General features: G+C 69.8%; 23 protein-coding genes. 9 read left to right on the top strand and 14 right to left on the bottom strand.

The window, feature by feature from the left end; genetic code table 11:
- Positions 1–20: 20 nt before the first annotated feature.
- Both ACFQ4G_RS10040 and ACFQ4G_RS10035 read left to right on the top strand, forming a co-directional pair.
- Positions 21–551: an SRPBCC family protein gene (locus ACFQ4G_RS10040; protein ID WP_238202332.1), complete on the top strand. Its 531-nt coding sequence runs from the start codon at positions 21–23 to the stop codon at positions 549–551.
- Positions 552–705: 154 nt separating this feature from the next.
- Complete coding sequence (locus ACFQ4G_RS10035) at positions 706–1,635, top strand: virginiamycin B lyase family protein (protein WP_238202330.1); 930 nt, start codon at positions 706–708, stop codon at positions 1,633–1,635.
- 97 nt (positions 1,636–1,732) lie between these two features.
- Here the strand turns inward: ACFQ4G_RS10035 and ACFQ4G_RS10030 are convergent, their stop codons facing one another.
- Together ACFQ4G_RS10030 and ACFQ4G_RS10025 are read right to left on the bottom strand one after the other, a co-directional pair.
- Positions 1,733–1,933, bottom strand: coding sequence for a hypothetical protein (locus ACFQ4G_RS10030; protein ID WP_238202328.1), 201 nt, complete (start codon positions 1,931–1,933; stop codon positions 1,733–1,735).
- Positions 1,930–3,015, bottom strand: coding sequence for a hydantoinase/oxoprolinase family protein (locus ACFQ4G_RS10025; RefSeq protein ID WP_238202326.1), 1,086 nt, complete (start codon positions 3,013–3,015; stop codon positions 1,930–1,932). The genes ACFQ4G_RS10030 and ACFQ4G_RS10025 overlap by 4 nt, the downstream gene beginning before the upstream one ends.
- A 27-nt stretch (positions 3,016–3,042) precedes the next feature.
- On the opposite strand from ACFQ4G_RS10025, the gene ACFQ4G_RS10020 reads away from it, so the two are divergent.
- On the top strand, positions 3,043–3,726 hold the full coding sequence (locus ACFQ4G_RS10020; protein ID WP_238202324.1) for a HisA/HisF-related TIM barrel protein: 684 nt from the start codon (positions 3,043–3,045) through the stop codon (positions 3,724–3,726).
- Between the two features lie 139 nt (positions 3,727–3,865).
- On the opposite strand, the gene fae is transcribed toward ACFQ4G_RS10020, so the two are convergent.
- The 7 genes from fae to ACFQ4G_RS09985 all read right to left on the bottom strand — a co-directional run bounded on the left by fae (position 3,866) and on the right by ACFQ4G_RS09985 (position 10,844).
- The gene (fae, locus tag ACFQ4G_RS10015; RefSeq protein ID WP_238202315.1) at positions 3,866–4,378 is read right to left on the bottom strand and encodes a formaldehyde-activating enzyme; all 513 of its coding nucleotides are present in this window, start codon (positions 4,376–4,378) and stop codon (positions 3,866–3,868) included.
- A 263-nt stretch (positions 4,379–4,641) separates the two neighbouring features.
- Positions 4,642–5,487: a triphosphoribosyl-dephospho-CoA synthase gene (locus tag ACFQ4G_RS10010; protein ID WP_238202313.1), complete on the bottom strand. Its 846-nt coding sequence runs from the start codon at positions 5,485–5,487 to the stop codon at positions 4,642–4,644.
- Entirely contained in the window at positions 5,484–6,398 is a 915-nt protein-coding gene (locus ACFQ4G_RS10005; RefSeq protein ID WP_238202310.1) for an ATP-grasp domain-containing protein, read from the bottom strand. The genes ACFQ4G_RS10010 and ACFQ4G_RS10005 overlap by 4 nt, the downstream gene beginning before the upstream one ends.
- A 162-nt stretch (positions 6,399–6,560) precedes the next feature.
- Complete coding sequence (gene mch / locus ACFQ4G_RS10000) at positions 6,561–7,547, bottom strand: methenyltetrahydromethanopterin cyclohydrolase (RefSeq protein WP_238202308.1); 987 nt, start codon at positions 7,545–7,547, stop codon at positions 6,561–6,563.
- On the bottom strand, positions 7,544–8,713 hold the full coding sequence (locus tag ACFQ4G_RS09995; protein WP_238202307.1) for an ATP-grasp domain-containing protein: 1,170 nt from the start codon (positions 8,711–8,713) through the stop codon (positions 7,544–7,546). Before ACFQ4G_RS09995 ends, mch begins: the two co-directional genes overlap by 4 nt.
- Before the next feature lie 93 nt (positions 8,714–8,806).
- Positions 8,807–9,700, bottom strand: a complete 894-nt coding sequence (locus tag ACFQ4G_RS09990) for an NAD(P)-dependent methylenetetrahydromethanopterin dehydrogenase (RefSeq protein WP_238202301.1) — start codon at positions 9,698–9,700, stop codon at positions 8,807–8,809.
- Positions 9,701–9,842: 142 nt separating this feature from the next.
- Positions 9,843–10,844, bottom strand: a complete 1,002-nt coding sequence (locus tag ACFQ4G_RS09985) for a beta-ribofuranosylaminobenzene 5'-phosphate synthase family protein (RefSeq protein WP_238202299.1) — start codon at positions 10,842–10,844, stop codon at positions 9,843–9,845.
- Between the two features lie 452 nt (positions 10,845–11,296).
- Between ACFQ4G_RS09985 and ACFQ4G_RS09980 the strand changes: the two genes are divergently transcribed.
- From ACFQ4G_RS09980 to ACFQ4G_RS09965, 4 genes are read left to right on the top strand one after another with little or no spacing between them, the layout of a single operon-like run.
- Positions 11,297–12,382, top strand: coding sequence for a formyltransferase (locus ACFQ4G_RS09980; protein WP_238202297.1), 1,086 nt, complete (start codon positions 11,297–11,299; stop codon positions 12,380–12,382).
- A complete protein-coding gene (locus ACFQ4G_RS09975) occupies positions 12,382–14,025 on the top strand; it encodes a formylmethanofuran dehydrogenase subunit A (protein ID WP_238202296.1) in 1,644 nt (547 codons plus the stop codon). Before ACFQ4G_RS09980 ends, ACFQ4G_RS09975 begins: the two co-directional genes overlap by 1 nt.
- A gap of 52 nt (positions 14,026–14,077) precedes the next feature.
- Entirely contained in the window at positions 14,078–15,034 is a 957-nt protein-coding gene (fhcD, locus tag ACFQ4G_RS09970; protein WP_238202294.1) for a formylmethanofuran--tetrahydromethanopterin N-formyltransferase, read from the top strand.
- Positions 15,031–15,828: a formylmethanofuran dehydrogenase subunit C gene (locus ACFQ4G_RS09965; RefSeq protein WP_238202285.1), complete on the top strand. Its 798-nt coding sequence runs from the start codon at positions 15,031–15,033 to the stop codon at positions 15,826–15,828. The genes fhcD and ACFQ4G_RS09965 overlap by 4 nt, the downstream gene beginning before the upstream one ends.
- An 81-nt stretch (positions 15,829–15,909) precedes the next feature.
- Here the strand turns inward: ACFQ4G_RS09965 and ACFQ4G_RS09960 are convergent, their stop codons facing one another.
- Positions 15,910–16,230, bottom strand: a complete 321-nt coding sequence (locus tag ACFQ4G_RS09960) for a hypothetical protein (RefSeq protein WP_238202283.1) — start codon at positions 16,228–16,230, stop codon at positions 15,910–15,912.
- Positions 16,231–16,742: 512 nt separating this feature from the next.
- On the opposite strand from ACFQ4G_RS09960, the gene ACFQ4G_RS09955 reads away from it, so the two are divergent.
- Positions 16,743–17,570: an outer membrane protein gene (locus ACFQ4G_RS09955; protein WP_238202282.1), complete on the top strand. Its 828-nt coding sequence runs from the start codon at positions 16,743–16,745 to the stop codon at positions 17,568–17,570.
- Positions 17,571–17,803: 233 nt separating this feature from the next.
- Here ACFQ4G_RS09955 and parE read toward each other — a convergent pair whose 3' ends face one another.
- Positions 17,804–19,909 (bottom strand): DNA topoisomerase IV subunit B, encoded by a 2,106-nt coding sequence (gene parE / locus ACFQ4G_RS09950; protein WP_238202280.1) that lies wholly within the window; start codon positions 19,907–19,909, stop codon positions 17,804–17,806.
- A 429-nt stretch (positions 19,910–20,338) separates the two neighbouring features.
- Positions 20,339–22,327: a PhoX family protein gene (locus ACFQ4G_RS09945; protein ID WP_238202278.1), complete on the bottom strand. Its 1,989-nt coding sequence runs from the start codon at positions 22,325–22,327 to the stop codon at positions 20,339–20,341.
- Between the two features lie 134 nt (positions 22,328–22,461).
- Between ACFQ4G_RS09945 and ACFQ4G_RS09940 the strand changes: the two genes are divergently transcribed.
- The gene (locus ACFQ4G_RS09940) at positions 22,462–22,659 is read left to right on the top strand and encodes a hypothetical protein (RefSeq protein ID WP_238202276.1); all 198 of its coding nucleotides are present in this window, start codon (positions 22,462–22,464) and stop codon (positions 22,657–22,659) included.
- Positions 22,660–22,668: 9 nt separating this feature from the next.
- Here ACFQ4G_RS09940 and bchE read toward each other — a convergent pair whose 3' ends face one another.
- Complete coding sequence (bchE, locus tag ACFQ4G_RS09935) at positions 22,669–24,207, bottom strand: magnesium-protoporphyrin IX monomethyl ester anaerobic oxidative cyclase (RefSeq protein ID WP_238202274.1); 1,539 nt, start codon at positions 24,205–24,207, stop codon at positions 22,669–22,671.
- Between the two features lie 27 nt (positions 24,208–24,234).
- Positions 24,235–24,939, bottom strand: coding sequence for a di-trans,poly-cis-decaprenylcistransferase (locus tag ACFQ4G_RS09930; protein ID WP_238202272.1), 705 nt, complete (start codon positions 24,937–24,939; stop codon positions 24,235–24,237).
- Between the last annotated feature and the right edge of the window lie 24 nt (positions 24,940–24,963).

Below are 24,963 nucleotides of genomic sequence, written 5' to 3'. Positions count from 1 at the left end.
TTCCCGAGGAGACAGGGTTGATGAGATTCAAGACGCTGGCCGCTGTGGCGGCGCTCGCTACGGTGTCCTACGCGGCGCAGGCCCACGGCCCGACCCGCCAGAAGGTCTCCGAGAGCATCGAGATCAATGCTCCGGCCGACAAGGTCTGGGCCCTGGTCGGCAACTTTCAGGATGCCAGCTGGATTCCGGTGGTCGAGAAGACCGAGGGCAAGGGCGGCAACGACGTGAAGGCCACCCGCGTGCTGACGCTGAAGGGCGGCGCCACGGTCGAGGAAGAGCTCGCCAAGTACGATGCCGAGAAGAAGACCTACATGTACCGGATCGACAAGGTCGACGTGAAGACCCTGCCGGTGAACGACTATTCCTCGACCATCGAACTCTCGGGCGACGGCGCCAAGACCAAGGTCACCTGGCGCGGTGCGTTCTACCGCGGCTACATGAACAACGATCCGCCGCCGGACCTGAACGACGACGCCTCGAAGGCCGCCGTCCTCGGCCTCTACAAGGCCGGCCTGGAGAACCTGAAGGCCAAGGCCGAGAAGGGTTCCTGATCGGAGCGTTTTCCAAGGCACGGCGACGGTGAGGGAGGCATTCCGGATGAGACGCCATCGGCTCCGCCCCCTCACCTTCGGCCGCCGCCGCGCCGCCCCGACGACGGGGCCGTCGCGGCCCTCTCCCTGCCGGCGGGGAGAGGGGATTGCCGGGATGGCGCGTGCAGCCACCCTCGCGCTCGCGCTGACCGCGTCCCCGGCCCTCGCCGAGGAAGCCCTCGTCACGGCGCAGGGGGCGAATATCCTCGCCGTGGTCGATCTCGACACCGACACGGTGGTCGCGCAGATTCCGGTCGACGGCGCGCCTGCCGGCATCGCCCTCTCGCCCGATCGCAGGACGGCCTACGTCACCCGGCCCGAGGGCCACGGCATCGCGGTCGTCGATCTCGAGGCCCGCACGGTGACGAGCACCCTTCCCGTCCCCGGCGGCCCGCTCGGCATCGCCGTCAACCCGAAATCCGGCGCGGTCTACGTCGCCGACTGGTATGGCAGCCGGATTTTCGTGATCTCGCCCGACGGTGCCAAGATCGAGACCGAGATCCAAGTCGGCGCTTCGCCGTCCGGCATCGCGGTGACGCCCGACGGCGCCACGATCCTGGTGGCCAACCGCGAGGGCAATTCCGTCTCCGTGGTCGATGCCGCCACCGCCACCGAGACGGTGAAGATTCCCGTCGGCGAGCATCCGTTCGGGATCACCCTCGATGCGACGGGAACGCGGGCCTACACCGCCAACGTCACCTCGAACGACGTGTCCGTCATCGATGTGGCCGAGCGCCGCGAATTCGGCCGGGTCACCACCGGCGAGCGGCCCTATGTGGTGGCGCTCACCGACACGCGGGGCTTCGTCACCGACCAGTATTCGAACACCGTCACGGTGTTCAACCTGAAGACCCTCACCAACGTCGCCGCCATCGATGTCGGCGACCACCCGGAGGGCATTGCCGCCTCCCGCGACGGCAGCCGCATCTACGTGACGAACTGGGGCACCAACACGCTCGGCGTCATCGACGCGACGACGCTGAAGCCGCTCAAGGACATCCCCGTGCCGGACGGTCCACGGTCCTTCGGGGACTTCTTGCGGTAGGCGAGAGAGGCCGTCCCCTCTCTCGGTCGCTGCGCGACCACTTCCCCCACATCAGGTTCGGCAAGCCCAAGGTCCATGGGGAAGGGTCACAGAACGATCACGCCGCCGCCGGCGGCTCGTCGTCGCCGGGCTCGACGGGCGAATTCAGGATGTCCTCCAACTCGTCCACCAGCATGTCGATCTGGTCCTGGCTCGCCAGCACCTTGAGGGTCTGGCCGCTCTCCGTGGCCAGGGCCAGTTCGATCCCCTGACCGGAGCGGGTGGCGAGGATGCGGGCGAGTTTGTGCGTGGCGCTCATGAGGTCTCCTTCGGGGCTCCTTGGAGTCGGGCGGGATCGGCGACCAGCAGCGCCACCGCGACGGCGGGGCCGCAGGTCGAGGCCCAGTCGGCACCGTCCTCGGCGAGGAACGGGGCGATGAGGTCGGTGAGCGCCACGGACGGGCGCCCCAGGCGCCGGGCCAGGCGCTCGGCGAGGAACCGCCCCGCCCCGCAGACGACGAGCGGCGCGTCCGCCGCGATGTCGGGACGCGAGAGCAGGATCGCCGCCGCGTCGTGGAGCGGGCGGAGCTGGCATTCGGAAAAATGCGCCGCGAGCGCCCGCCAATCGGCAGAGGTACCTTCCGCATGGTCGCGGCCGATCATCCGGGCGAGGCGGATCTCGGTCTCGGGGATCGACTTGCCCTTCATGTCGGCGCTGTGCTGCTGGTCGGCGCCCTCGGGCAGGTCGCCGGTGAGGCGGTAGACGTCGGCCGTGGTGGCGAAGGTCTCGGCCATCATTCCGGTCCGCCTGCCCTTGAACGGTGCCGAGGCGGTGAAGGCGAGGACGGGCGTGCGCACCACGCCGGAATAGACGAGCTCGCCCGTCTCAAGGCGCTCGGCGTCGCTGTAGCCGGCTGCCGCCGGGCGGCCTCCGACGATGGGGATCAGGTCGGCGGTGGTGGAGCCGATATCGACGAGGAGCGCGTTCGCCGCGTGGCGGCCGATGAGGGCGGCGGTGGCGTGCCAATTGGCCGAGGCGACGTCGAGGGCGGATGCCTGCGCCGCGTCGGGCGCGAGGAGCCCGGCACGCCCGCCATAGATCCGCACCGGACCGGAGAGATGCGCCTCCGCCCAGGCCGAGAGCTGCGCCACGCCGTCGGTGCGGTCGGAGAAGCAGTCGGTGAGTTCGCCGGTCATGGTGACCACGTGGTCGGCCTGCGCGCGCGCCCAGTCCGGCAGTTGCGAAAAGGTCTCGTCGAGGGCGGGCAGCCCGCGCCAGAGGCGGCACGGTGCCTGGACGACGGCCTCCACACGGCCGCCGCGGACCAGGGCCGCCTTGACATGGACCCCTCCGAGATCCCAGCCGATCACCGGGTCGTGCGTGGATGCGGCAGGCGTCACGGGCAGGTCCGTACAGGGAGGAACGGGATGAAGGACGGGTTTCGGATCGTTCCGGTGATCGACCTGCGCCACGGTCAGGTGGTGCGGGCCAGGGCCGGGGACCGCGCCTCCTATGCCCCGATCGTGACGCCCTTGGCAAAGGGATCGTCGCCCGGGGACGTCGCGCGGGGACTCATCGACGCCACCGCCGCCGGCATCCTCTACGTGGCCGATCTCGACGCCATCATCGACGGCACGCCGCCCGATCTCGACAGCCTGAGGCGAATCGCGCTCGCCTGCCCGGGCGTCGCCTTCTGGGTCGATGCGGGGTTCGCGAAGGCCTCCGGCGTCGATGCCTTCCTGCGGGAGGGGCTGGGGCGCCCGGTGATCGGCAGCGAGAGCCAGAACGATGCCGGTCTGGTGAAGGCGCTGGGGAATCGCGCGGTCTTCTCCCTCGATACCAGGGGAGCGGAACGGATGGGGCCGCCGGACTTGCACGACGAGCCGGCGCACTGGCCCTCCGAGGTCATCGTGATGACCCTGAGCCGCGTGGGAGCCGGGGCCGGGCCGGATCTGTCCCGCCTGTCGGAGGTCCGGGCGATCAGCCCGGCGACGCGGCTCTACGCGGCGGGAGGGGTGCGCGGGCCGGAGGATGTCGCCGCGCTCCAGGCGATCGGCGTCGCCGGGGCGCTGGTGGCCTCCGCGATCCACGACGGGACGCTGCGCGGGTGACCCGCATCAGCCATAAAAAAACGAGGCGGCCGAAGCCGCCCCGTTTCATGTTTCATCGTCCGAGGAAGATGGAAGCCAGTCGCTGGAGCAGGCCCCGCGGTGCGGGCGGAGGCGCGCTCTGCCCAGGACTGTCCCCGATCTAAGCGTTCGACGCGAAGGGGTGCGAAGCGGAGTTGCGCTGCTCGGTGACGGTGGCAGCGGTGGGCTCGCCCTTGACGGCGCGCTCGATGGAGAGCTTCACGGCGTCGTAGTTGTACTTCTGGATCTTGGCGTCGTCGGCCGCTTCCCAGTGGATGAACACGCCGACCAGGATGAACAGGTCGTCGGCTTCGTCGGCCGGGATGGTGCCTTCGGCAACGCAATCCTGCACGGCCTTGGCAACGCCGTGCTGGGCGGGGCCGAACATCTGGACGGCCTGACGGGCGTCGTTGATGGTGACCTTGTTGAACATCAGGGTGTTCGGCTTGCAGGGCAGGTTCGGCGCGATGACCGCGAGCAGGCTGGTGAAGCCGTGCTTGTTGTTCACGAGGCCGTTGCAGAAAGCGGCTTCGGCCGGCGAACCGCGCGGTCCGATGATGAGATCGATGTGGGCGACCTCGTTGCCGTCGCCGACGAGAGCCTCGCCGACCAGAACCTTGTTGATCTTCGCCATGTGGGGTTTCTCCCAGGAGTCTTGAAAAGACGTGACCGCCCCCGAGCTTATGGGCGCGGCCGGCAGCTATCCTTGTTCACGGCGTCCAGCCCCATAGAGACCGGACCGGTTTGCCCGGATCGCGGCGCGGACCCTACTCTGGGGCCTCGGCCGTAACAACCCTGCAGGGGGGGCGTAATCGTGCAAAATCTTTGCCTAACGGGGGGTTGAACCTACCGTCACGCCGATTAAGGCGCGTGTTACGTATCGCCGGGCCGCCGAATTCAGGGAAGGCCTGCCCCGCGCGCCAGCAGGCGGTCGGCGAAGAGGGTGGCCACCGTCATGTCCGCGCTGGTGCCCGGATTGAGATTCTCGCGCTTCCACGCGCGGTCCCGCGCCAGGAGTTCGGCGACGGGGCGCGACCCGAGATCGAGGGAGAGCAGGTCCACCGCCTCGGCCCGCAGGGATTCGGCGCGTTCCGGGCCGTGCTTGCGTGCCACGTGGCTGTCGGGGACGGACGCGAGGTAGCCGAGGAACACGGCCGTGGTGCTCCAGGGAGGAGTGAGCCCCTCGTCCCGTGCGGCCGCCAGGGCCGGCAGGCCGATGGCGAAGATGTCGGCAAAGCCCGTGACGTAGGCGCGGGCGATCCGATCGCGCGGGGCGGCCTCCGCCATGGCCGCGTGGAGCGAGGCCGGTGCCTCCGCCCCGGTGACGTCGTGGCGCTCGGCCCTGCCGAGGCCGCCCGGATCGGCGGCGCGGATCGCGGCGAAGACCTCGGCGGCATCCGTGGGATCGAGATCGTCGAGGATGTCGGCCAGGGTCGCGCGCAACCCGCCGCCGCGCTCGGCCGCCAGTGCCAGGGGCGCGCAGAGGAGCAGGATGCCGAGATTGGTGTTCTGGCCCACCGCGTGGAGCGTCGCCTCCATGGCGGCGAGCACGCGCCGACCGACCCGCGCCCCTCGTGCCGCCAGATGGGGGGCGGAAATGTCGGCGCTGGCGACGAAATCCGACACCGCCATGCGGTGACCGTCGCCGAAGACGTGGACGTTGCCGGGCTTCAGGGCATCGAGTTCGGCGAGACAGCTCGCCCGATAGGCCTCGGCGATGGTCTCCGGCGAGAGGCCGCTCATCCCAGGGCGGCCACGAGCCGGGGCGGTCTGACCGCCCGCACGGCGTTGAGGAAGCCGCGCGCCACCGCCCCGGCGATGTCCACCTCGGTGACCTGCTGCAGGCCGGACCAGGCCGGCATGGAATTGACCTCGAGGACGAGATAGCCGCCCTCCCCGTCCTCCACGAGGTCGATGCCGGTATAATCGACGCCCACCGCCGCCGCCGCGCGCTCGGCGAGTTCGGCGGCCTTCGCCGGCATCGCCCAGGGCAGCGGACGGCCCCCGCGATGGACGTTGGTGATCCAGCCGTCGCCCTCGCGGATCATGGCTGCGATGGCCCTGCCCTCGCAGACGAAGACGCGGTAATCGCGCCAGAGTCCGTCGGTCCGGGCGATGTAGCGCTGCAGGTAGTAGACGCGGGACACCGCCGCCTCGTCGGGCAGGTCGTCGGGCCGTTCGATCAGCTGCAGCCCCTCCCCCTGCGAGCCGAACAGCGGTTTGAGCACCAGTGGCGCACCGGGGCGCGCCTCGCGGGCGACGCAGGCCGCCGCCGCGTCGCGCCCGGAGAAGACGAAGGTGTCGGGGGTCGGCAGGCCGGCCCTGGCGACGAGGAGGCTCGTCATCGCCTTGTCCACCGAGCGCTCGATGGCGCCGGGCGAGTTCCACACCGTGACCCCGGAGGCGACGAGGGCGTGCAGCACGCCGAGCCGCATGGTGGTGGCCTCGAAGGTGCCGCCGGCGATGGTGCGCAGGAGGACGCCGTCGGGCAGCCGGTCTTCGAATCCGGGGACGCGCAGGGGTTCGCCGCCGCCGGTCACCACCGCCACGTCGGCCAGGGAGAACAGCACCGGCTCGGCGCCGAGGCTTTCGAGGGCGGCCCTCAGACGGGCCTTGTGCCAGTTGCCGTTATCGGCCGCGAGCCCGATGCGCATGTTGTTCGCAACCTCGACGTCGATCCCTCTCCCCCTTGCGGGAGAGGGTGGCCCGCGAAGCGGGTCGGGAGAGGGGAGCGCCGGTTCCGGACAGGGCTTTCCCTCTCCCGGTCGCTCCGCGACCACCCTCCCCCGCAGAGGGGGAGGGTCGCGTGATGTGGCTCAGCTGAACGACGCGTCCACCAGCTCCGGCATCAGCCGGCCTCCGCGAAAGCTCTTGCCGGTGGTCACCGAGGTGACGATGACCTCGGCCGGGCTGAACAGCGCGCCGTCGATCTTGTAGAAATCGCCGTTCACCCGGCCGAAGATGTCGGCGAAGGGAGCGCCGTGGTCGGCCGAGGTGGTGGAGGGCAGCTGCTCGGCGAGCTGCTTGGCATCCGCCTCGTCGGCCTCGACGAAGAGCTGCACCCGGCCGCCATAGATGATGGCGTCGTTGGTGCGGCCCATGGCCTGGATGAAGTCGGGATGCTGCGGCGAGAGCGGGGCCGAGCCGATGCCGTCCACGATCTTGTGCAGGTCGAAGCCCACGGTATGGGCCTTGTGCAGGGCGACCTCCAGCACGCGGGCGACGACCTGGGTCGAGCCGGCGAGCGACTGGGTCGGCGCGTAGATGAAGGTCAGCGCATCCGCCGACACGCCGCAGGCCTCGGCGACCTTGGCGATGACGGAGGCGGGCGGTCCGCCGGCGGCTTCGAGCACCAGCGCCGTCCGGCTGGCGCTGTCGCGGTAGCCGAGCTCCTTGTAGAGGTCTTCCACCACCGAGACGGCGCGGCCGGGGCCGGAGCCGAGGGCGAAGAAGCCGGAATCGCCGGTCTCGTCGGCCAGCGACCAGCCGGCATACTGGCTGCCGAGGCAGGCCAGCACCGGATCGGCGGAATGCACCACCACGGAATAGGGCCAGGCCGCGATCGGGCCGGTGGGGGCGATCGACACGGTGCCGAGGCCGCCGAGGCAGATCTCGGCGATGCGCCGGCCGGCCTCGATGGAGCCGCGCACGGTGGCGCCGGCATCGACCATGCGCGCGCCGTTCTCGGTGGTGACGGAGAGGCGCAGGGCCTCGGCATCGGCCACGAGCTTCTCCACGAGGGGATTGGCGAGGGCGTTCAGGCTCGGCGTGGTCCGAAGCGTGGCGGGGGGATGGGTGGTCATCTGGCTTCCTCCGTCGTGGCGAGCAGGGTCCGCAGAGTGGCGGCCCGGACGCGCAATAGGTCTCGGGTGGCGGCCGAGTCCGGACCTGCGGCGAACACGGTGCAGAGGGGAGCATCGCGTGGCACGCAGGCGCCGGATTGTGGGCGGTCGCGAACGAAATCCGGCCAGTCGAGGGGCGGCATCGGCGCGTAGCCGGCTGCCGCGTAACAGATTTCCGAGGCCGCCGCATCCACCGGTGCGGCTTCGACGAGCGGCAAAACGCCGAGGCTCGCATCGATATGCGCGGTCAGCAGCGGCGTCTCGCGCCGGTCGAGGATGTCGAGGGTGGCTCCCGGGCGCGGGTTGATCTCGGTGAGCCACCAGCCCTCGTCCGAGACGAGGAGATCGGCGCTGGCGAGGCCGCGAAGTCCGGTCTCCGCGACGATCCCCGCGATGGCCGCCGTCACCTGGGAGAGGGTCGAGGCCGGCAGGATCGGCGCCTCGCGGGCCGCGCGTTCGAGCGCGCCGGCATAGCGGAAGGGGCGCAGGGGCGACGGCGCGCTCCATTGCTCGGTGACGGCCAGGACCGTTGCCTCGCGCCCGTCGGCGAGGAAGGCGACGGCGCGGGCCCTGCCGCCGACCCGGCGCTGGAAATAGGCGCCCGATGGCGCCCTCCCCGCACCGGCAGGTCGGATATGGCTGCCGCCGGAACCGCCTGCGCGCTTGAGGAGCCATCCCGATCTCTCCGCCACGGCCTCGCGCGTGACGTCCGGATGCGGGATCGCGAGGCGGGCGCAGAGCGCCGCGAAGGCGAGCGGGTCCTTGAGTGCCCGGACCGTTTCCGGCCCGGCGCCCAGAAGCCTGTGGCGCCGGGCGATCCTCTCCATCAGGTCCGTGGCGTTCTCGAAGCCGCTTCCGAGCACGATCCCGATCGGCGGCGTTTTCGCCATGACGGCGAGGGCATCAAGGCCGGAGAGGACGCCCTCCCCACTCAGCCCATCGCCGAAGCGGCCCCGGGCGGGACGATGGCCTTCGGCGAGGGCGAGCGTGTCGCCATCGCCGAAGAGGTCGAGGACGTAGGGGCGAAGACCCGCCCGGCGCGCGGCCTGGGCCAGCGCCCGCCCGGACTGGGCGGCGATGAGGATCGCGTCGCCCCGGGGCGGGGACCATTCGGGTGATGCTGCCATCGCGGCGATCGCTTCGGATCACGCCCTCGCCCTCCTCCCAACCCACCTCAGGATGAGGTCATGGGTGGGATCGAGCGGACGGGCGAGCGCCCGTCAGCCGGCGACGTCGACGGCGACCTTGTAGGCGTCGCGGAAATCGAGGCAGAGCGGCTCGTCGGCCTCGAGGATCTGGCGGAACAGGCGCGACTGGGTCTGGTACTTGACGTTGCCGACCGCGAGCGCGCCGATGCCGATGCCCTTGCCGGTGGGGAGCGCCACGTCCTTGGCGTTCACGTCGATTCCGGCGATTCCGGCGGGCGGCACCGCGTTCACGTCGGAGGCGACGAGGAGGTTCGGCGCGCATTCCAGATCCTGGGCCGACAGGATCGGGATGCCGGCCGGGCCGGCGGACAGGATCACGTCGGCCTCGGCGATGGCGGCGCAGCGGGCCTCCGCGGTGGAGCCGTCGACGGCGCCGACATCGATGCCGAAGCGCCATTTCATGGTGAAGGCGATCTTCGAGACGCGCTCCTCGCCGTCATGGCCGACGATGACGGTCTTGGCGCCTTCCAGCGCGCCGATCACCGCCGCCACGTAGGCGACGACGCCGGCGCCGCCGAAGATGACGATGCGCTTGCCCTTCAGGTCGGTGCCGAACTTGGACTTCAGCGCGCGGGTCACCTCCGCGACCATGGCCGCCCCCGTGGTGAAGGAGCCGGCGGGATCGGCGACGATGTGGTTGGCGAAGGGCGGCACCAGGGCCTTCTTCGCCCGGTCCACCATGTCGAGGGCGTCCTCGGCGTTCTTGCCGCCGATGAAGATGGTCGTGCGGGTGCCGTCCTGCGGGGAGCGGGAGAAGATCGAATCCTGCACCAGCGACGTCACGTCCGGCAGGGTCACGTCGGTATAGGTCGCGATGGTCTCGAAACCCGCATCCACGGCCATGTTCACGTCGAACGGGCTCATGTGCTTGAGGGGCGTGAGCATATGCAGAATCGAGCGGGCCATCGTGTCTCTCCCTCCGCAGGTGTCCGACACCCTGGCGGGGTCGTCACCTGCATGGTTTCTTCCGGGGCTTCGTTTCTTTCTAGTCTTCTTCCAAAGCCGGCTGGGCCGGGATGGTCAAGCGTCGCTGATGCGCCGGCTTCCCTTAAAGCCGGGTCACCGAGGCGCCGCTGTTGCGTCCGCGGGCGATCACGAAGCGCAGGGAACCGGGGCGTTCGAGGGAGGCCTTGAGGGCCAGGGCCTCGGCCTCCGAGGCGACCAGGGCGAAGCCGGTCGGCCCCCACGAGCTCTGGCCGTAGCCGGCGACCCCCTGCGCGGCGATCGCCGCCAGCGCCTCCGCCACCGCGGGGCTCGCGTAGCGCCCGCCCTGATGGGGCGCGAAATGATCGCCGATCAGCCGCTGGATCGTGGTGATGCCGGCGCCGAATCCTTCGGCCTCGGCGGTGGCGATGGCGGGGAGCACCTGCATCAGCACGATCCGGCAGATCTCGGCCGCCTGCGCCTCGGGGAAGCGCGGCAGATCGCGGAACGCCTCGACCTCACGGGTGCCATGCACCCCGGTCATGGCCTCGTCGAGGATCAGCAGGATGCGCCACGCCTCCGGATAGGCGAGGCGCGCAATCAGCGGCGGCGGGCCGTTGCTGGCGTCGCGGCCGCCATCGACGATGAGGCCGCCCTGGGTGAAGGCCGCGAGCCCCACGCCGGAGCGGTTGCCCCGGTCGAGGGCGTCGGCGAAGGCATCGGGCGAGAAGGCGCGCCCGTCGAGGGCGGCGAGCGCCGCGGCGACGCTGAGGGCGAGCTGCGTGCCCGAGCCGAAGCCGGCATGGGCGGGGATGGCCTCGTCCACCTGGATCGCGGCACGGCTCTCGATCCCGAGATGGCTCGCCGCCGCTTCCGCATAGGCGCGCGTGCGTTTCGCCTCGGCCCCGGTCACCCGAAGACTCGTCGCCGGCCGTGCGGTGAGGTCCACGGAGGGTGCGTCGACTGCCAGACCGATGCTGCCGAACCGACGTCCGAGGCCGCCATGCAGGTCGAGGAAGCCGAAATGCAGGCGCGCGGGGGCACGGACCCGCACCGCGCCCGGAACCGTCGAGCCCCGTCCTGCGGGCCGTTCGTCGGGGATCTGGTCCACGGCGATCTCTTTCATCAAGGAAAGCCCCCTCTGAGCGCGTCACGCGCATCCTGATCCCGTCGGCCGTCGCCGGGATGGAAGACCGCGCTCGAGACGATCGGTCGTTCGCGGGCTTCTCCCACGGCGGGCCGACCGCTCGCAAGAGTTGCCGGACGTCCCGAGCTGCCGGACAACCCGAGTCGTCTGACATCCCGGCTCGTCTGAAATGCCGGGATCGAGGAGCGCCGATCCATGCGGCCCCGCCATGGGACACGACCCCGGCTCGTCGGGACGAGTATCGGATTCGGTCCGGCGCCGAGCGAGGCCGTCGCGTCCGGGCGAGGGTCGCGAGGGGAGAAGGTTGGGGCTTGCTTGCAGCGCCTCGGCGATGCAAACGTGCCGCCCCACTAGGAATGGACTGGCGCAGTCCCGCCGTGCGCGACGCTGAATACAGCGCGTGCCGGGCCCTCGTTCTCCAAGGTGAAGGCATGGCTGCCTGGATAAAGGGTGGTGCAGCGGACGTGAGTGCGGCGGTGGAGGCCGCTGCCACGCTCCTCGCCGCAGCGAAGACGCCGATCGTGACCGGTCTGAGCGCGGATACCAGCGCGGTGCGCGCGGCCTATCATCTGGCCGGCGCCATCGGCGCCTCCGTCGACCCGCTGGGCGGCGACGGCCTCTATGCGGAGCTCGGACCTCTCAGCCAGTTCGGCAACCTGAACACGACGCCGGCCGAGGCGATCGGCCGGGCCGATGCCGTGCTGATCGTCGGCTTCCGTCCCTGGGACCGGCCGATCGTACAGGAGATCGCCGCCTCCGCGCCGAGCCGCGGCCGCGCCGCCGGTTCCGAGCGAACGCTGCTCTCGCTCGGCGGCCCCGGCAACGGCGCCACCCGCCACGTGGCCTACCCCGCCGATACCGGCGGTCTCGCCGTCTCGGTGGCGCATCTGCGCGCCTACGTGAAGGGCAACCTCTCCGGCGAGGCGGCCCATGCCGATCTCGCCCGCCGCCTCACGACCGCGCAATACGGCGTCGTCCTCTACGATGCCGCCGAGATCGGCGAGCTCGGCGTCGAAATGCTGCAGGGGCTGGTGCGCGACCTCAACGACCTGACGCGCTTCTTCGCCCTCTCCGTGTCCGACGGGTTCCAGGGCCGGGCCGTGACGCAGCTCGCCTCCTGGACCACCGGGCAGCCGCCGCGGGTCGGCTTCGGCCGTGATCTGCCCGAACACGATCCCTGGCGCTTCGACAGTGCGCGGCAGGTGGCGGCCGGCGAGGCCGATGCCGCCCTGTGGCTCGCCTCCCTCCCCGCCCCGCGCCCGGACTGGCTCGGCACCCTGCCCACCATCGCCATCGTCGGCGAGGGCAGTCCCGATGCCACCGGCGACGTCGCCGAGATCGTTATTGCGGTGGGCGTGCCCGGCGAGACGGCCGGAGGCGCCCTGTGGAACGAGCGCCGCGCGGCGATCACCTACATGCCTGCCGCCGGCCAGCCGGCGGACCTGACGGCGGCCGGAGTGCTCGCCGCTATCCAAGATCGTTTGCAAGACCGCCTCACGCAGAAGAAGGGCGCCTGATGCTGATCCTGATCAAGGGCGGCCGGGTCGTCGATCCCACCGCCAATCGCGACGGCGTCGGCGACGTCTGGATCGAGTACGGCCGCGTCGTCGCGCCGTCGGAGCGGAAGCCCGACAAGACCATCGACGCCGGCGGATGCGTCGTGATGGCGGGCGGCGTCGAGGTGCATTCGCACATCGCCGGCGGCAACGTGGTGATGAGCCGCCTGCTGCTGCCGGATCTCTATGCCAGCGAGGCCGCGCCCGAGGGCCATCCCTTCGCCCATGCCGGCGGCTCGGCCGCCTGGATCGGCGCGAATTACGCGCGGATGGGCTACACCATCGCCGTCGAGCCGGCGATGCCGCCGACCAACGCGCTGGCGACCCAGCTCGAACTCGCCGACATCCCGTTGCTCGACCGCGGCGCGCTGACCGTGATGGGCAACGACGACCAGCTCCTCGACTTGCTGCGCCAGCGCGAGGGCAAGGCGGCGGTTCGCGACCTCGTCGCCCTCTCGGTGGCGACATCGCGCGGGCTCGGCGTCAAGTGCATCAATGCGGGCGGCGCCTCGGCCTTCAAGGACGGGATGCTCAACCTCAGCCTCGACGAGGAGATCCCGGTCTACGGGCTCACCACCCGCAAGATCATGAACGCCCTCCTCGACGCGGTGGAGGAGATCGGCGTGCCGCATCCGCTGCACGTCCATGCCAACAATCTCGGCATTCCCGGCGCCGACGATTCCTTCGTGGCGACGATGGAGGCGGCGGAGGGACGCCGCATCCACTTCGCCCATGCGCAGTTCTACGCCTACGGTGCGGTCGATCCGGCCAATCCCGGCACCGGCGGCTTCCGCTCGGCGGCCGAGCGCATCACCGAGGCGATGGAGCGCCACCCCAACGCCACCTTCGACGTGGGTCAGATCGCCTTCGGCCAGACGGTGACGATCTCGCTGGACGTGATCCGCCAGTTCGCCGGTCGCAAGGGCGCCAACCCGAAGAAGTGGATCATCACGGCGGGCGACGCGGAAGGCGGCGGCATCGTGCCGTTCCTCTACAAGCCGCGCGGCCCGGTGAGCTCCCTGCAATGGGCGATCGGTCTCGAGCTGATGCTGCTGTCGGGGGACCCCGAGCGCACCATCCTCACCACCGACCACCCGAATGGCGGCCCCTTCACCGAATATCCCCGCATCATCCACCTGCTGATGGACAAGGAGGAGCGCGACCGCGAGATCGCCGGCCTGCACAAGGTCATCGCCGAGCGCTCCGGCCTGTGCGGGATCGAGCGGGAATATTCCTTCTCCGAGATCGCCCAGCTGACCCGTTCCGGCCCGGCCAAGCTCCTCGGCCTCGCCGATCGCGGTCACCTACGCGAGGGCGCGCGGGCCGATGTCGCGATCTATCGCGACGACAGGAACCGCACGGCGATGTTCGCCCGCGCCCGCCTCGTCCTGAAGGACGGCCACGTCATCGTCGAGGACGGTGAGATCGTGAATTGGCGCAGCGGCCGCACCCTCGAACTGACGGTGGAATCCGACAAGGCGATGGAGACGCGCACCGACGCCTATCTCGACGCCCGTTTCGGCGCCGGCCTCGACAGCTTCACCGTGCCGGACGAGGCCTTCCTCGTGAGCGATGTGTTCGAGGACGTGGCATGCCGGGCTTGAGAACGATGTCGGGCTCGATGACGACGCGTCGCGTGAGGACGGGTGACTGACCATGGCTGACCTCACCCTCAACGGCATCCCGGTGATCGACACCTTCGCCGAGGCGTTCGACGTCGCCGGCACGGCGATCATCATCACCAACGACACCGCCAAATGGGCGATGATCGCGGCCGTCACCATGACCGGCTTCGCCACCTCGGTGATCGGCTGCGGCGCCGAGGCCGGGATCGATTGCGAATTGTCCCCCGAGGAGACGCCGGACGGCCGCCCCGGCGTGCGCGTGCTGCTGTTCGGTTTCGAGCCGAACGGCCTCAAGGACCAGCTCCTGAAGCGCGTCGGCCAGTGCATCCTCACCTGCCCGGGCACGGCGTGCTACGCCGGTGTGGAGGGCCCCACGAAAATAAAGCTCGGCGGCGCCATCCGCTATTTCGGCGACGGCTTCGCGGTGGCCAAGCGGCTGACCGACCCGGTCACCGGCAAGGCGCGTCGCTACTGGCGCATCCCGGTGATGGACGGCGAGTTCCTCTGCGAGGATTTCGTCCGCGCGGTGGACGGCGCGGTGGGCGGCGGCAACCTGCTGTTCCTCGGCCGCAACCATGCCGAGACCCTGAAGGTCGCCGAGATCGCCGTGGACGCGGCCCGCACCGTGTCGGGCGCGATCCTGCCCTTCCCCGGCGGCATCGTCCGTTCCGGCTCGAAGGTGGGCGCGCGCACCAAGGGCATGATGGCCTCGACCAACGACGCCTATTGCCCGACCCTGAAGGGCCGGGCCGGCTCCGAGCTCTCGGCCGAGGTCGGCGTGGTGCTGGAGATCGTGATCGACGCCCTGACCTCGGCCGGTGTGGCCGAATCCATGCGGGCGGCTCTGCACGCCTCGACGGCGGCCGGCGCCGCGCACGGGCTCGTGGCGGTGACGGCGGGCAATTACGGCGGCAATCTCGGCCGCCACCATTATCACCTGAAGGACCTGCTCTCGAAGGAGCCGGCGAGCGAGGCTGGAGCGGCATGAGCACCCTCACCCTGCGCCAGGAGCCGCCGGAGCGGCTCGATCTCCTCCACGTCACGCCGCTTTCGCTGAAAGGGCTGTCCGAGGCCGAGGCGGCCAGACTTCCGGTCGGCACCAGCCGGCGCGGGTTGACCCTCGGCGATTGCTTTACGGTGTCCCTCGACGGCTCCGACACCCTGACCATCGAGGGCGGCTCGTCCCGGCTCGACCGCGTCGGCGCCTCGCTCGGCGGCGGCGCCATCCGCGTGGTCGGCGATGTCGGCCAGCGCCTCGGTGCCGGCATGGCGTCGGGCTCCGTCACGGTGACGGGATCGGCCGGTCCCTATGCCGGTTCGGGCGCCACCGGCGGGACGATCACGATCGAGGGCGATGCCGGGGATCATGCCGGCGGCGCGGTCTACGCCGCCAAGGCCGGGCTCGACGGCGCCACGCTGGTGATCCGCGGATCGGCCGGCGACTACCTCGGCGACCGCATGCGGCGCGGGACGATCCTGGTCGGCGCCGCCGGTGCCCATGCCGGATCGCGGATGATCGCGGGCACCATCGCGGCCCTCTCCGTGGGTGACCACCCCGGCTACGGCATGCGCCGCGGCACGATCCTCGCCGGTGGGCACGGTGCCCTGAGCCCGAGCTTCGTCGAGACGGGAACGCACGACCTCGTGTTCCTGCGGCTGCTGGCCCGCTCGCTTCGCGCTCTGAGCCCGGCCCATGCCGATCTCGCCGCCGGGGCACTCAAGCGCTATTCGGGCGACCTCGCCACCCTCGGCAAGGGCGAGGTCTGGGTCGCCGCCGGCTGACGCGACCGGCTTCCTCGCCGTCGGATCGATCCCGGCGGTGAGGGAGAGGCGTCGCCGCTCGGGCGAGCCCCTTCGCAGCGATCAGCGCAGCCTGAAATCCATGGTTCCGCCGGAAGAACGGCGCCCGGCTTCACCATTCTGTCGGCGGTCGCCCGGTATGGAGCCCGTCGTCATCGGGTCGCCGGCTGCGGCCGCCATCTGCGCATCCCGCTTCGCCGTCATCGCTCCGGGCAGGTTCTGTGCGAGGTAGAAGCTCGTCCCGACTCCGATCGCCGTCAGGATCAGGGACACCTTGATCGCCCAGGGCAGCAAGGTCGGCGCGGCGACACGGTCCTCGTCGAGGCTCTCTTCGCGGTTCTTTTCGGCATATCCCGGTTCGGCGGGAACGAACGACCTGATCATGACGAGCTCGACCCTCGACGGAGCGTCCGCAGGGTGCCGTGTCGGCCCGATGCCGTCTCCGCCCGTCCGAGCGCAGGATCGCCGATCAGGGTTAATCCCGGCTTAGCGGCATGAGGAGAAGTGCTGCCGAATGGCCGCTCGCCGTGCTTCCTTTCCCGCATCGGGCTCGCCCAGCTTTCATGGCAGGGCAACTCTCGCAATGTGTCGCGTGATAAAAATCCGGATCAACTCGACGATCTGCAGAATTGTTCCGCTTAACAAATGGTTGTCTCAAGTGGAGGGCCGATATCCCAGCGACAGAATGGCACCGTCACGCAATTGTGTCTGAAAAGGGTCTGAGGTGCGCCAGAGCACGTCACTGGTCTCTCGATCCTCATCTGCGCCTAACCTTTACCCTTCATTGACGGCTAGCCTCGTATTCGGAGGTTGTTGTTGCAGGAATGCGACAGACCCCAAGCCCGACCCGGACTACAAGCGCCCTTGGCTCAATGCCCATCAGGACCAGAGACACAATGAAAAGACTGCTTCTCGCCACGACCGTTCTCGCCGGCATGACCGCCGTCGCTTCGGCCGCCGACCTTCCCCGTCGCGCTGCCCCGCCGGTCTTCGTTCCGGTGCCGGTCTTCACGTGGACGGGCGCTTACTTCGGTATCAACGCCGGTTACGCCTTCAACACCGGCAGCGAGGGTACCCGCTCCTTCGTCGTTCCCGGCGCCTTCACGAATTCCGGCGTCGCCCAGACCGCCACGTTCAGCAAGAACGACCAGAACGGCTTCACCGGCGGCGCGCAGATCGGCTACAACTACCAGTTCACCCCGGGTTCGGGCGTCGTGGTCGGTGTCGAAGCCGATGCGCAGTACCTCGATTTCGGCGCCAAGCGTCGTGACTCGGGCATCCTCGCCGCTCCGGGCCTCGTCATCAACGATCCGCGCGGCCTCTCCAGCCTCGACTACTTCGGCACCGTCCGCGGCCGTCTCGGCTACGCCTTCGACCGCACCCTCGTGTACGGCACCGGTGGTTTCGCCTATGGCGCCGGCAGCGCCGAGCGTGATTTCGGCGGCTTCCGCGGCAACGACGACTTCCGCACCGGCTACGCCGTCGGCGGTGGTATCGAATACGCTCTCCCGACCGACTCGTTCTTCAACTTCTTCAAGTCGTCGGCTGTGACGCTGAAGGTCGAAGGCCTGTACGTGAACCTGGATCGCGGCAACCGCAGCACGGGCGCTCTGGTCGTCAACACGGCGACCGGCGACGTCGTTCGCTCGGTCAGCACCGGTCGCCGCGACGACGAGTTCGCCGTCGTCCGCGCCGGCCTGAACTACAAGTTCGGCACCTACTAGGATCGTCCATTGATCGCCGCGCGGTCCCTTGAGGATCGCGCGGCATCGGGATCGTCCAAAACGAAAAGCCCGGCCGCGAGGCCGGGCTTTTCGCGTCTGTGACCGCCTTTCGCGGATCGCCGTGCCACGCACGCTGCGGGATTTTCCGCGCCGGCCGGATCGGGTTCCGACGGTGATCCACTTTTGCGAGGACGGAGCCGGTTCCGGACAGGGCAGCTCCCTTTCGCACGCCCTCAGATGTCGAGAACCGCTTCGTCGGCGAAGGCCGCGCGCTCGGAGATGAAAGCGAAGCGGGCCTCGGGCTTGTTGCCCATCAGGCGCTCCACGGCGTCACCGGTGGAATCCCGTGCCTCGTCGAGGATCGCCACGCGCAGGAGCGTGCGCTTCTTGGGGTCCATCGTGGTCTCCTTCAGCTGCGCCGGCATCATCTCGCCAAGCCCCTTGAACCGGCTGATCTCGACCTTGGCGCCCTTGAAGACCGACTTGATGATCCGCTCCTTGTCGGCATCGTCGCGGGCATAGGCCGTCTTCGCGCCGTGCTGGAGGCGGTAGAGCGGCGGAATCGCCAGGTAGAGATGGCCCTTGTCGATGAGCTTGGGCATCTGCCGGTAGAAGAAGGTGATCAGCAGCGAGGCGATATGGGCGCCGTCCACGTCCGCGTCGGTCATGATGATGACCTTCTCGTAGCGGAGGTCCTCGCCCTTGTAGCCGTTGCCCGTGCCGCAGCCGAGCGCCTGGGTCAGGTCTGAGATGAGCTGGTTGGCGCCCATCTTGTCCCGGCTGGCCGAGGCCACGTTGAGGATCTTGCCGCGCAACGGCAGGATCGCCTGACTGGCGCGGTCGCGCGCCTGTTTGGCCGAGCCGCCAGCGGAATCGCCCTCGACGATGAAGATTTCCGAGCCCGCCGTGCCGGCCTTGGAGCAGTCTGCGAGCTTGCCCGGCAGCCGCAGCTTGCGGGTCGCGGATTTGCGCGCGACTTCCTTCTCCTGGCGTCGGCGCAGGCGTTCCTCGGCCCGGTCGATCACCCAGTCGAGGAGCTTGTTGGCCTGGGCCGGGGAGGCGGCGAGCCAATGGTCGAAGGCGTCGCGGATCGCCGTCTCGACGATGCGCGAGGCTTCCACCGTGGCGAGCTTGTCCTTGGTCTGGCCCTGGAATTCCGGCTCGCGGATGAAGACCGAGAGCATCGAGGCGCAGGTCGCCATCACGTCGTCGGTGGTGACGGAGGTCATGCGCTTGGCCTGGCCGACGCGCTCGGCATGCTCGCGCAGGGCCCGCAGCAGGGCGACGCGCAGGCCGCTCTCGTGGGTGCCGCCCTCGGCGGTGGGAATGGTGTTGCAGTAGGAGTGCGAGACCCCGTCCTCCACCACCATCCAGGCGACGGCCCATTCGAGGGAGCCGTGGCCGCCGGGCTTCGTCACCTTGCCCGAGAAGACCGCGTCGGTGACGAGCTCCTTGCCGTCGAGATCGCGGGCGAGATAGTCGCGCAGGCCGCCGGGGAAACGGTGCACGGTCTCGGCCGGCACGTCCTCCAGCCCCTCCAGCAGCGACGGCGCGCAGCGCCAGCGGATCTCGACGCCGCCGAACAGGTAGGCTTTGGAGCGCGCCATCTTGAACAGACGGCGCGGGTCGAATTTCAGCGCCCCGAAGATCTCGGCATCGGGATGGAAGCGCACCCGCGTGCCGCGCCGGTTCTGCACCCGGCCGACCTCCACCAGGGGTCCCTGCGCATGGCCGCGCGAGAAGATCTGGCGATAGAGGACCTGGCTGCGGGCGACCTCGACTTCGAGGTGGTCCGAGAGGGCGTTGACCACCGAGATGCCGACGCCGTGCAGGCCGCCGGAGGTCTCGTAGACCTTCGAGTCGAACTTCCCGCCCGCATGCAGGGTGGTCATGATGACTTCGAGGGCGGATTTGCCCGGGAATTTCGGGTGCGGGTCAACCGGGATGCCGCGGCCATTGTCGGTGATGACGAGGTGGCCCGTCGCCTCGAGCTCCACCTCGATGTAGCTGGCATGGCCGGCCACGGCCTCGTCCATGGAATTGTCGACCACCTCGGCGAAGAGGTGGTGCAGGGCGCGCTCGTCGGTGCCGCCGATATACATGCCCGGCCGGCGCCGGACCGGCTCGAGGCCTTCCAGCACCTCGATCGACGACGCGTCGTAGCCGGCTTCGGCCGTATCGATCGGAGCCTTGTCGACCGAAGCCTTGTCGAGGGGAGCGCGCGCGGCGGAGGAGGCCTTCGCGCCGCGCACGGGCGCCTGACCGCCCGCGAACAGGTCGCTCGGCCGGCCGCCGGCGGGGGCCGGAACGGCCTGGCGTGAGGTCTCGCGCTGAGTCATGGGCCAACCATACAGGAACGAAACGGAAACGTGAAGCGACGGCGCCGTTGCCGGCGGGCGCTCTCCCCGTGTTCCTGCACAGCTTGCGCCGATTCCGTTAACGCTGTGTCGTCGGGGTACCGGAGGTGCCGCCGCCAAGACCATGGTCCGCTCACCTTGGGGCCAGCGAAGGACGCCGCGAACCATGCCTCCACTCGCTCGGCATGAGCCGCTGGCGCGGCCCTCCCTGCGCTGGCTCCTGGATCGCCTTCCGCTTCGCTGCAGGCGTCCGGGAAAGGGGAGACGTGGCAGGCTTGAGCCTGTTCATCGGCGCCGGCTCGTCCCGATTGTCATTCACCGCCCCTTCCCCGGCCGCTCGTAGCGGCAGCGGAGGGTGATCCGGGGACCAGGGGCAAGAGCCGCGAAGCGTCCGGATAAGCGTGGCCGACCTCAGCTTCCGACCCGGCCGCCCCCGCGTTTGGTGATCGCGACGATGGCCGGGCGAGGCGGCATCCCGTCCTTGAAATCCGGCCAGCGGGTGGAGGGCGCCTCGAACGTGGCGGGCACGGCCTTGGGATCCTCCTCGTCGGCCTCGCCGGGATGCTGAACGGCGACGAAGAAGGTGGTGTCGTCGGGGGTGAAGTAGGGGCCGCACATCTCGGCGCCGTTCGGCACCCTGAAGAAGTGCTTGCCCGTGCCCCGCCCCTGCCCGTCCGTCTCCATCGCCCAGATGCCGTCGTTGCGCCCGGTCTTCGACGGCGAATTCCCGTCGGTGGCGACCCAGAGCCGGCCCTGCCCGTCCACCGAGCAATTGTCCGGCATGCCGAACCAGCCGTCCTTCGTCGTCGCCGAGGAGAAGGTGGCGCCCACGGAGGCGATGGCGGGATCGCCGCATTTGACGAGGATTTCCCAGGCGAAGCCCGGGGCCGCGTGGTCGCCCCCGTCCGGGGTGAGTTCGACGATGTGGCCGAAGCGGTTATCGGGCCGCGGATTGGCGGCGTTCACGTCCTCGGCCTTGCGCTTCACGTTGTTGGTGAGCATCACGTAGACCTTGTCGGTCTTCGGGTTGGCCTCGACATCCTCGGGACGGTCCATCTTGGTGGCGCCGAGGAGGTCGCCGGCGCGCCTTGCCTCGACCAGCACGTCAGCCTGGGACGCGAACCCGTGTTCGGGGGTCAGCTTTCCCTGGCCGAAGACCAGCGGCATCCAGGCGCCGCGCCCGTCCGCATCGAAACGGGCGACGTGGAGCGTCCCGGAATCGAGGATGTCGCGGTTGGCGGCCCGGTCGGAGAGGTTCACGGCCGCCTCCGTCACGAATTTGTAGACGTAGTCGAAACGCTCGTCGTCGCCCTGGTAGACGACGTAGGCCCCGCCTTTCGAGACGATGCCGGCCGCACCCTCGTGCTTGAACCGGCCCATGGCGGTGCGCTTCGTCGGGACGGAGGCCGGATCGAACGGGTCGATCTCCACCACCCAGCCGAAGCGGTTGGGCTCGTTCGGCTCCTTGGAGAGGTCGAACCGCTCGTGGAAGCGGCCCCAGGCATAGGCGTTGCCGGGCAGGCCGAGGCGCTTGTGGTTGGCCGCCTCGGCCGACCCCTCGGCCAGAGCGCCGGAGAAGTAGTAGTTGATGTTCTCCTCGCAGGTGAGCCACGTCCCCCAGGGCGTTGTTCCGCCTGCGCAATTGTTGATCATGCCCTTCACCGCACGGCCGGTCGGATCGGCGCCGGTCTGCAGCCGCGCGGAGCCCGCCGCCGGGCCGGAAAGCGCCATCGGCGTCTCGGCGGTGATGCGGCGGGCGTAGCGGGACTCCGGCACCACGGCCCATTTGCCGTCGTTACGCTTCACCTCGATCACCGAGCCGCCATGGGCGGCCATCTCGATCTCGACGAGGTCGCGGTTCATGCCCTTGAAGGCGACGGTCTTGATGTCCTGGCGGCCGAGGCCGGGGAACATCAGCTCCTCGTTGGTGTATTCGTGGTTGACCACGAGCAGGCCGTGCCCGGCCGGGTCGGCGGCGCCGGGCATCGGGAAATAGCCGACGAAGTCGTTGTTGTAGCCGAATTGCCGGGCCTGCGCCGCAGCGCTCTGGTTCAGCGGATCGAAGGCGGGGGCGCCGGGCAGGACCGGATCGCCCCAGCGGATCAGGATGTCGGCATCGTGCCCCTCCGCCACGTGATGGTGCGCGTCCGACCCCGCTTCGATCTCCCTGAACGGGAACGGTGCCGCCTGTCCCTGCGCCGCCGCGGCCGGGCCGGCGGCGAGCGCGCGGGGCGTCACCACCGCCGCGATGGCGCCGACGCCGAGCAAGCCGCGCAGCAGGTCGCGCCGGTCGAACCGGGCGGCGACCACGTCGCCGAACGTGGCGTTGCGGCTCGGGTTGGAGCCGGCATCCTCGCCGTCTTCCGCGGCCTGCGAGCGGGTGCGCAGCGGCTCGGTCATGGTCAAGTTCTTCCTTGGAATCGATCGAAGCAGCCTAGGGCCCGGACATGGCGGGCGGATGACGACGACGCTCCGGAACCCGATCGTAGTCCTGTGCGTTTTCGCACTAAATTCGGTTCGATTGGGAGATCGACATGGCACCGTCCGCAGCTCTGAGCATGGTGCGTCACGACGATCTGATCCGCGCGTCTAAGGCCGCGGGCCATGCCTTTTCCCTGATCGACGACGGGCAGGACGATGCCCGGCCGGCACCCTCTCGGTTTCTCACCCTCTCGGCGATGTCGCTCGCGGGCTTCGTCGCGAGCTGCGGCATGTTCCTCGTGTTCGTCTGAGGCCCTGCGCTAAGCCGCATCCGCGCGGGGTAAAGCTGTCCCGACGCGCCGCTCCGCGCGCGTCGCCGACATCGATTCTTCCTCGTCGTCCTGGGGCGCACCCCAGAATTCCGCGACGGTCGGCCCGTTCCCGACCAGGGGATCGCGCAGGAAATTCGCGATCTCGTAGGGCCAGACCCGGCGTCCCATCCGCGTGTACCAGCGCATGGCATGGCGCAGTCCGGCATCGCGATGGAAGAGCACCCGCGCGAGCGCGCGCGGGCGCGCCTGGACCGCCACCTCGATCAGCTTGAACCACAGCAGCACCCGCCACGGCGCCATGTGCCGGGTCGCCAAAACCTGATGCTTGTAGTCCCAGCGCCGTCGGTCGGTCTGGATCACCCGACGCCCTGCCGCGAGGCCGAAATACGGCGTCCAACGGTGGGGCGTCACGTAGAGCATCTGGATCTGGTCGGGATCGTAGGACAGGAGCTGGCGCAGGCCGCGCCAGTAATCCCGGTCCGTCTCCTCCTCGAACCCGACCACCCAGGTCGCCATGGACAGGATGCCGTGCTCGCGCAGCAGCCGGATCGCCTCCCGGTCTGTGGTGGTGGCTCCTCCCTTGCGGATCTTCGCCAGGGTCGCCTCGTCGGTACTCTCCAACCCGAGGAGGAAGCGTGCCCAGCCGGCCTGCTTGTAGAGCGGCAGGATATCGGCATCGCGCACGATGTCGTCGGCGCGGGTCGAGCCGACGAGGATGAGGTCGACCTTCTCGGCGATCAGCGTTTCGAGGAAGACCCGCCACGCCTTCTTCGAGACGGTGGGATTCTCGTCGGCGAAGTTGATGACCTGCACCCCGTGCTCGCGGTGGAGCCGGGCGAGTTCCCGCGCGAACGTTACGGGATCGCGGTGGCGCCAGCGGGTCCAGAAGCCGCGCTGGCCGCAATAATTGCAGAGATGCGGACAGCCGCGCGAGAATTGCACGACCACCGCCCGCAACCCGCCCCAGTAGCTGTAGCGGGCGTGGTCGATCAGCTCCCAGCCGACCCGGTAGGCGTCGAGATCGCGGATCACCGGCGCGGGCTGCGTGGCATGGGGGCCGTCGCCGCCGCGAAAGGCGATGCCCGGCACGGAGGCAAAGGGCGTCCCGGCTGCGAGGGCCGCCATGAGGCGCCGCGCGGTCTCCTCGCCCTCCCCGCGGACGATGGCGGTGACGTAGGGCTCGTCCTTCAGGATCTCCCGCCAGTGATAGGTCGGGAACACGCCGCCATAGACGATGGCGAGATCCGGCCGTGCCCTCGCCAGGCGCGAGGCGATGTCGGCGATGACCGGATGTCCCGAGGTCGAACCGGAATGGCCGAACAGGACGGCATCGGGATGGAAGGCCATGACCTGCGCGACGAGGGCGCCGGGCTGCATCGGGCCGAACTCGCCGTCGACGAGGCGCACCGCGTGCCGGTCGTCGATGAGCGGACCGCCCACCGCCAGAAGGCCGAGCGGCGGCAGGTGGTCGTCGGGAATCCGGCTGCCGATGGCCGGGTGGGGCACGTTGACGAGGACGATGCGCATGGCTTTTCCTCCCGTGTGAGGGGGGTTTCAGGCGGCGACGGAGGGGGCGGAGAGGCCGCCGAAGCGGCGGTCGCGGCCTTGGAAGGCGATGAGCGCCTCGGCGAGGTCGGCGGCGTCGAAATCCGGCCAGTGGCGCTGGGTGAAATGCAGCTCGGCATAGGCGCTTTCCCAGAGCAGGAAGTCCGAGAGGCGCTGCTCGCCGCTGGTGCGGATCACGAGATCGACGTCGGGGACCGATGCATCGCCCGTGACCAGGGCCGAGAAGGCCTCGCGGGTCATGCCCGGCCCGCTGGCCATCACGGCGGCGAGGATGGCGTCGCGGGCGGAGTAGTCGATGGCGATCCGCAGATGCAGCGCGTGTCCTCCCTGCGTCGCGGCCTCCGCCCGGCCGATGGCGGCGGCGAGGCCCTCGGGCAGGCGGTCGCGCCGGCCGATCACGCTGAGCCGCACGCCGTTCTCCACCAAGCGGGCGATCTCGGTGCGGAGATAGAGCCGGAGCAGCCCCATCAGGGCCGCGATCTCCGCCTCCGGCCTCTTCCAGTTGTCGCAGGAGAAGGCATAGAGGGTGAGGGTGCCGACCCCCTGCGGAGGCGCCGCCTCCACCACCCGGCGGATCGCCTCCACCCCCGCCTTGTGGCCGAGAGCCCGAGGCAGGCCGCGCGCCGTCGCCCAGCGCCCGTTGCCGTCCATGATGATCCCGACATGGTGTCCGGACATACGTTCACTTTGCATGACAAAGTTCCTTGGCAAAAAAAG

It is taken from the genome of Methylobacterium marchantiae, assembly GCF_042679825.1.
In the GTDB taxonomy this organism is placed as follows: Bacteria; Pseudomonadota; Alphaproteobacteria; order Rhizobiales; family Beijerinckiaceae; genus Methylobacterium; species Methylobacterium marchantiae.
The sequence above is the reverse complement of the archived record's forward strand: the minus strand, read 5'-3'. Positions and strand labels throughout refer to the sequence as shown.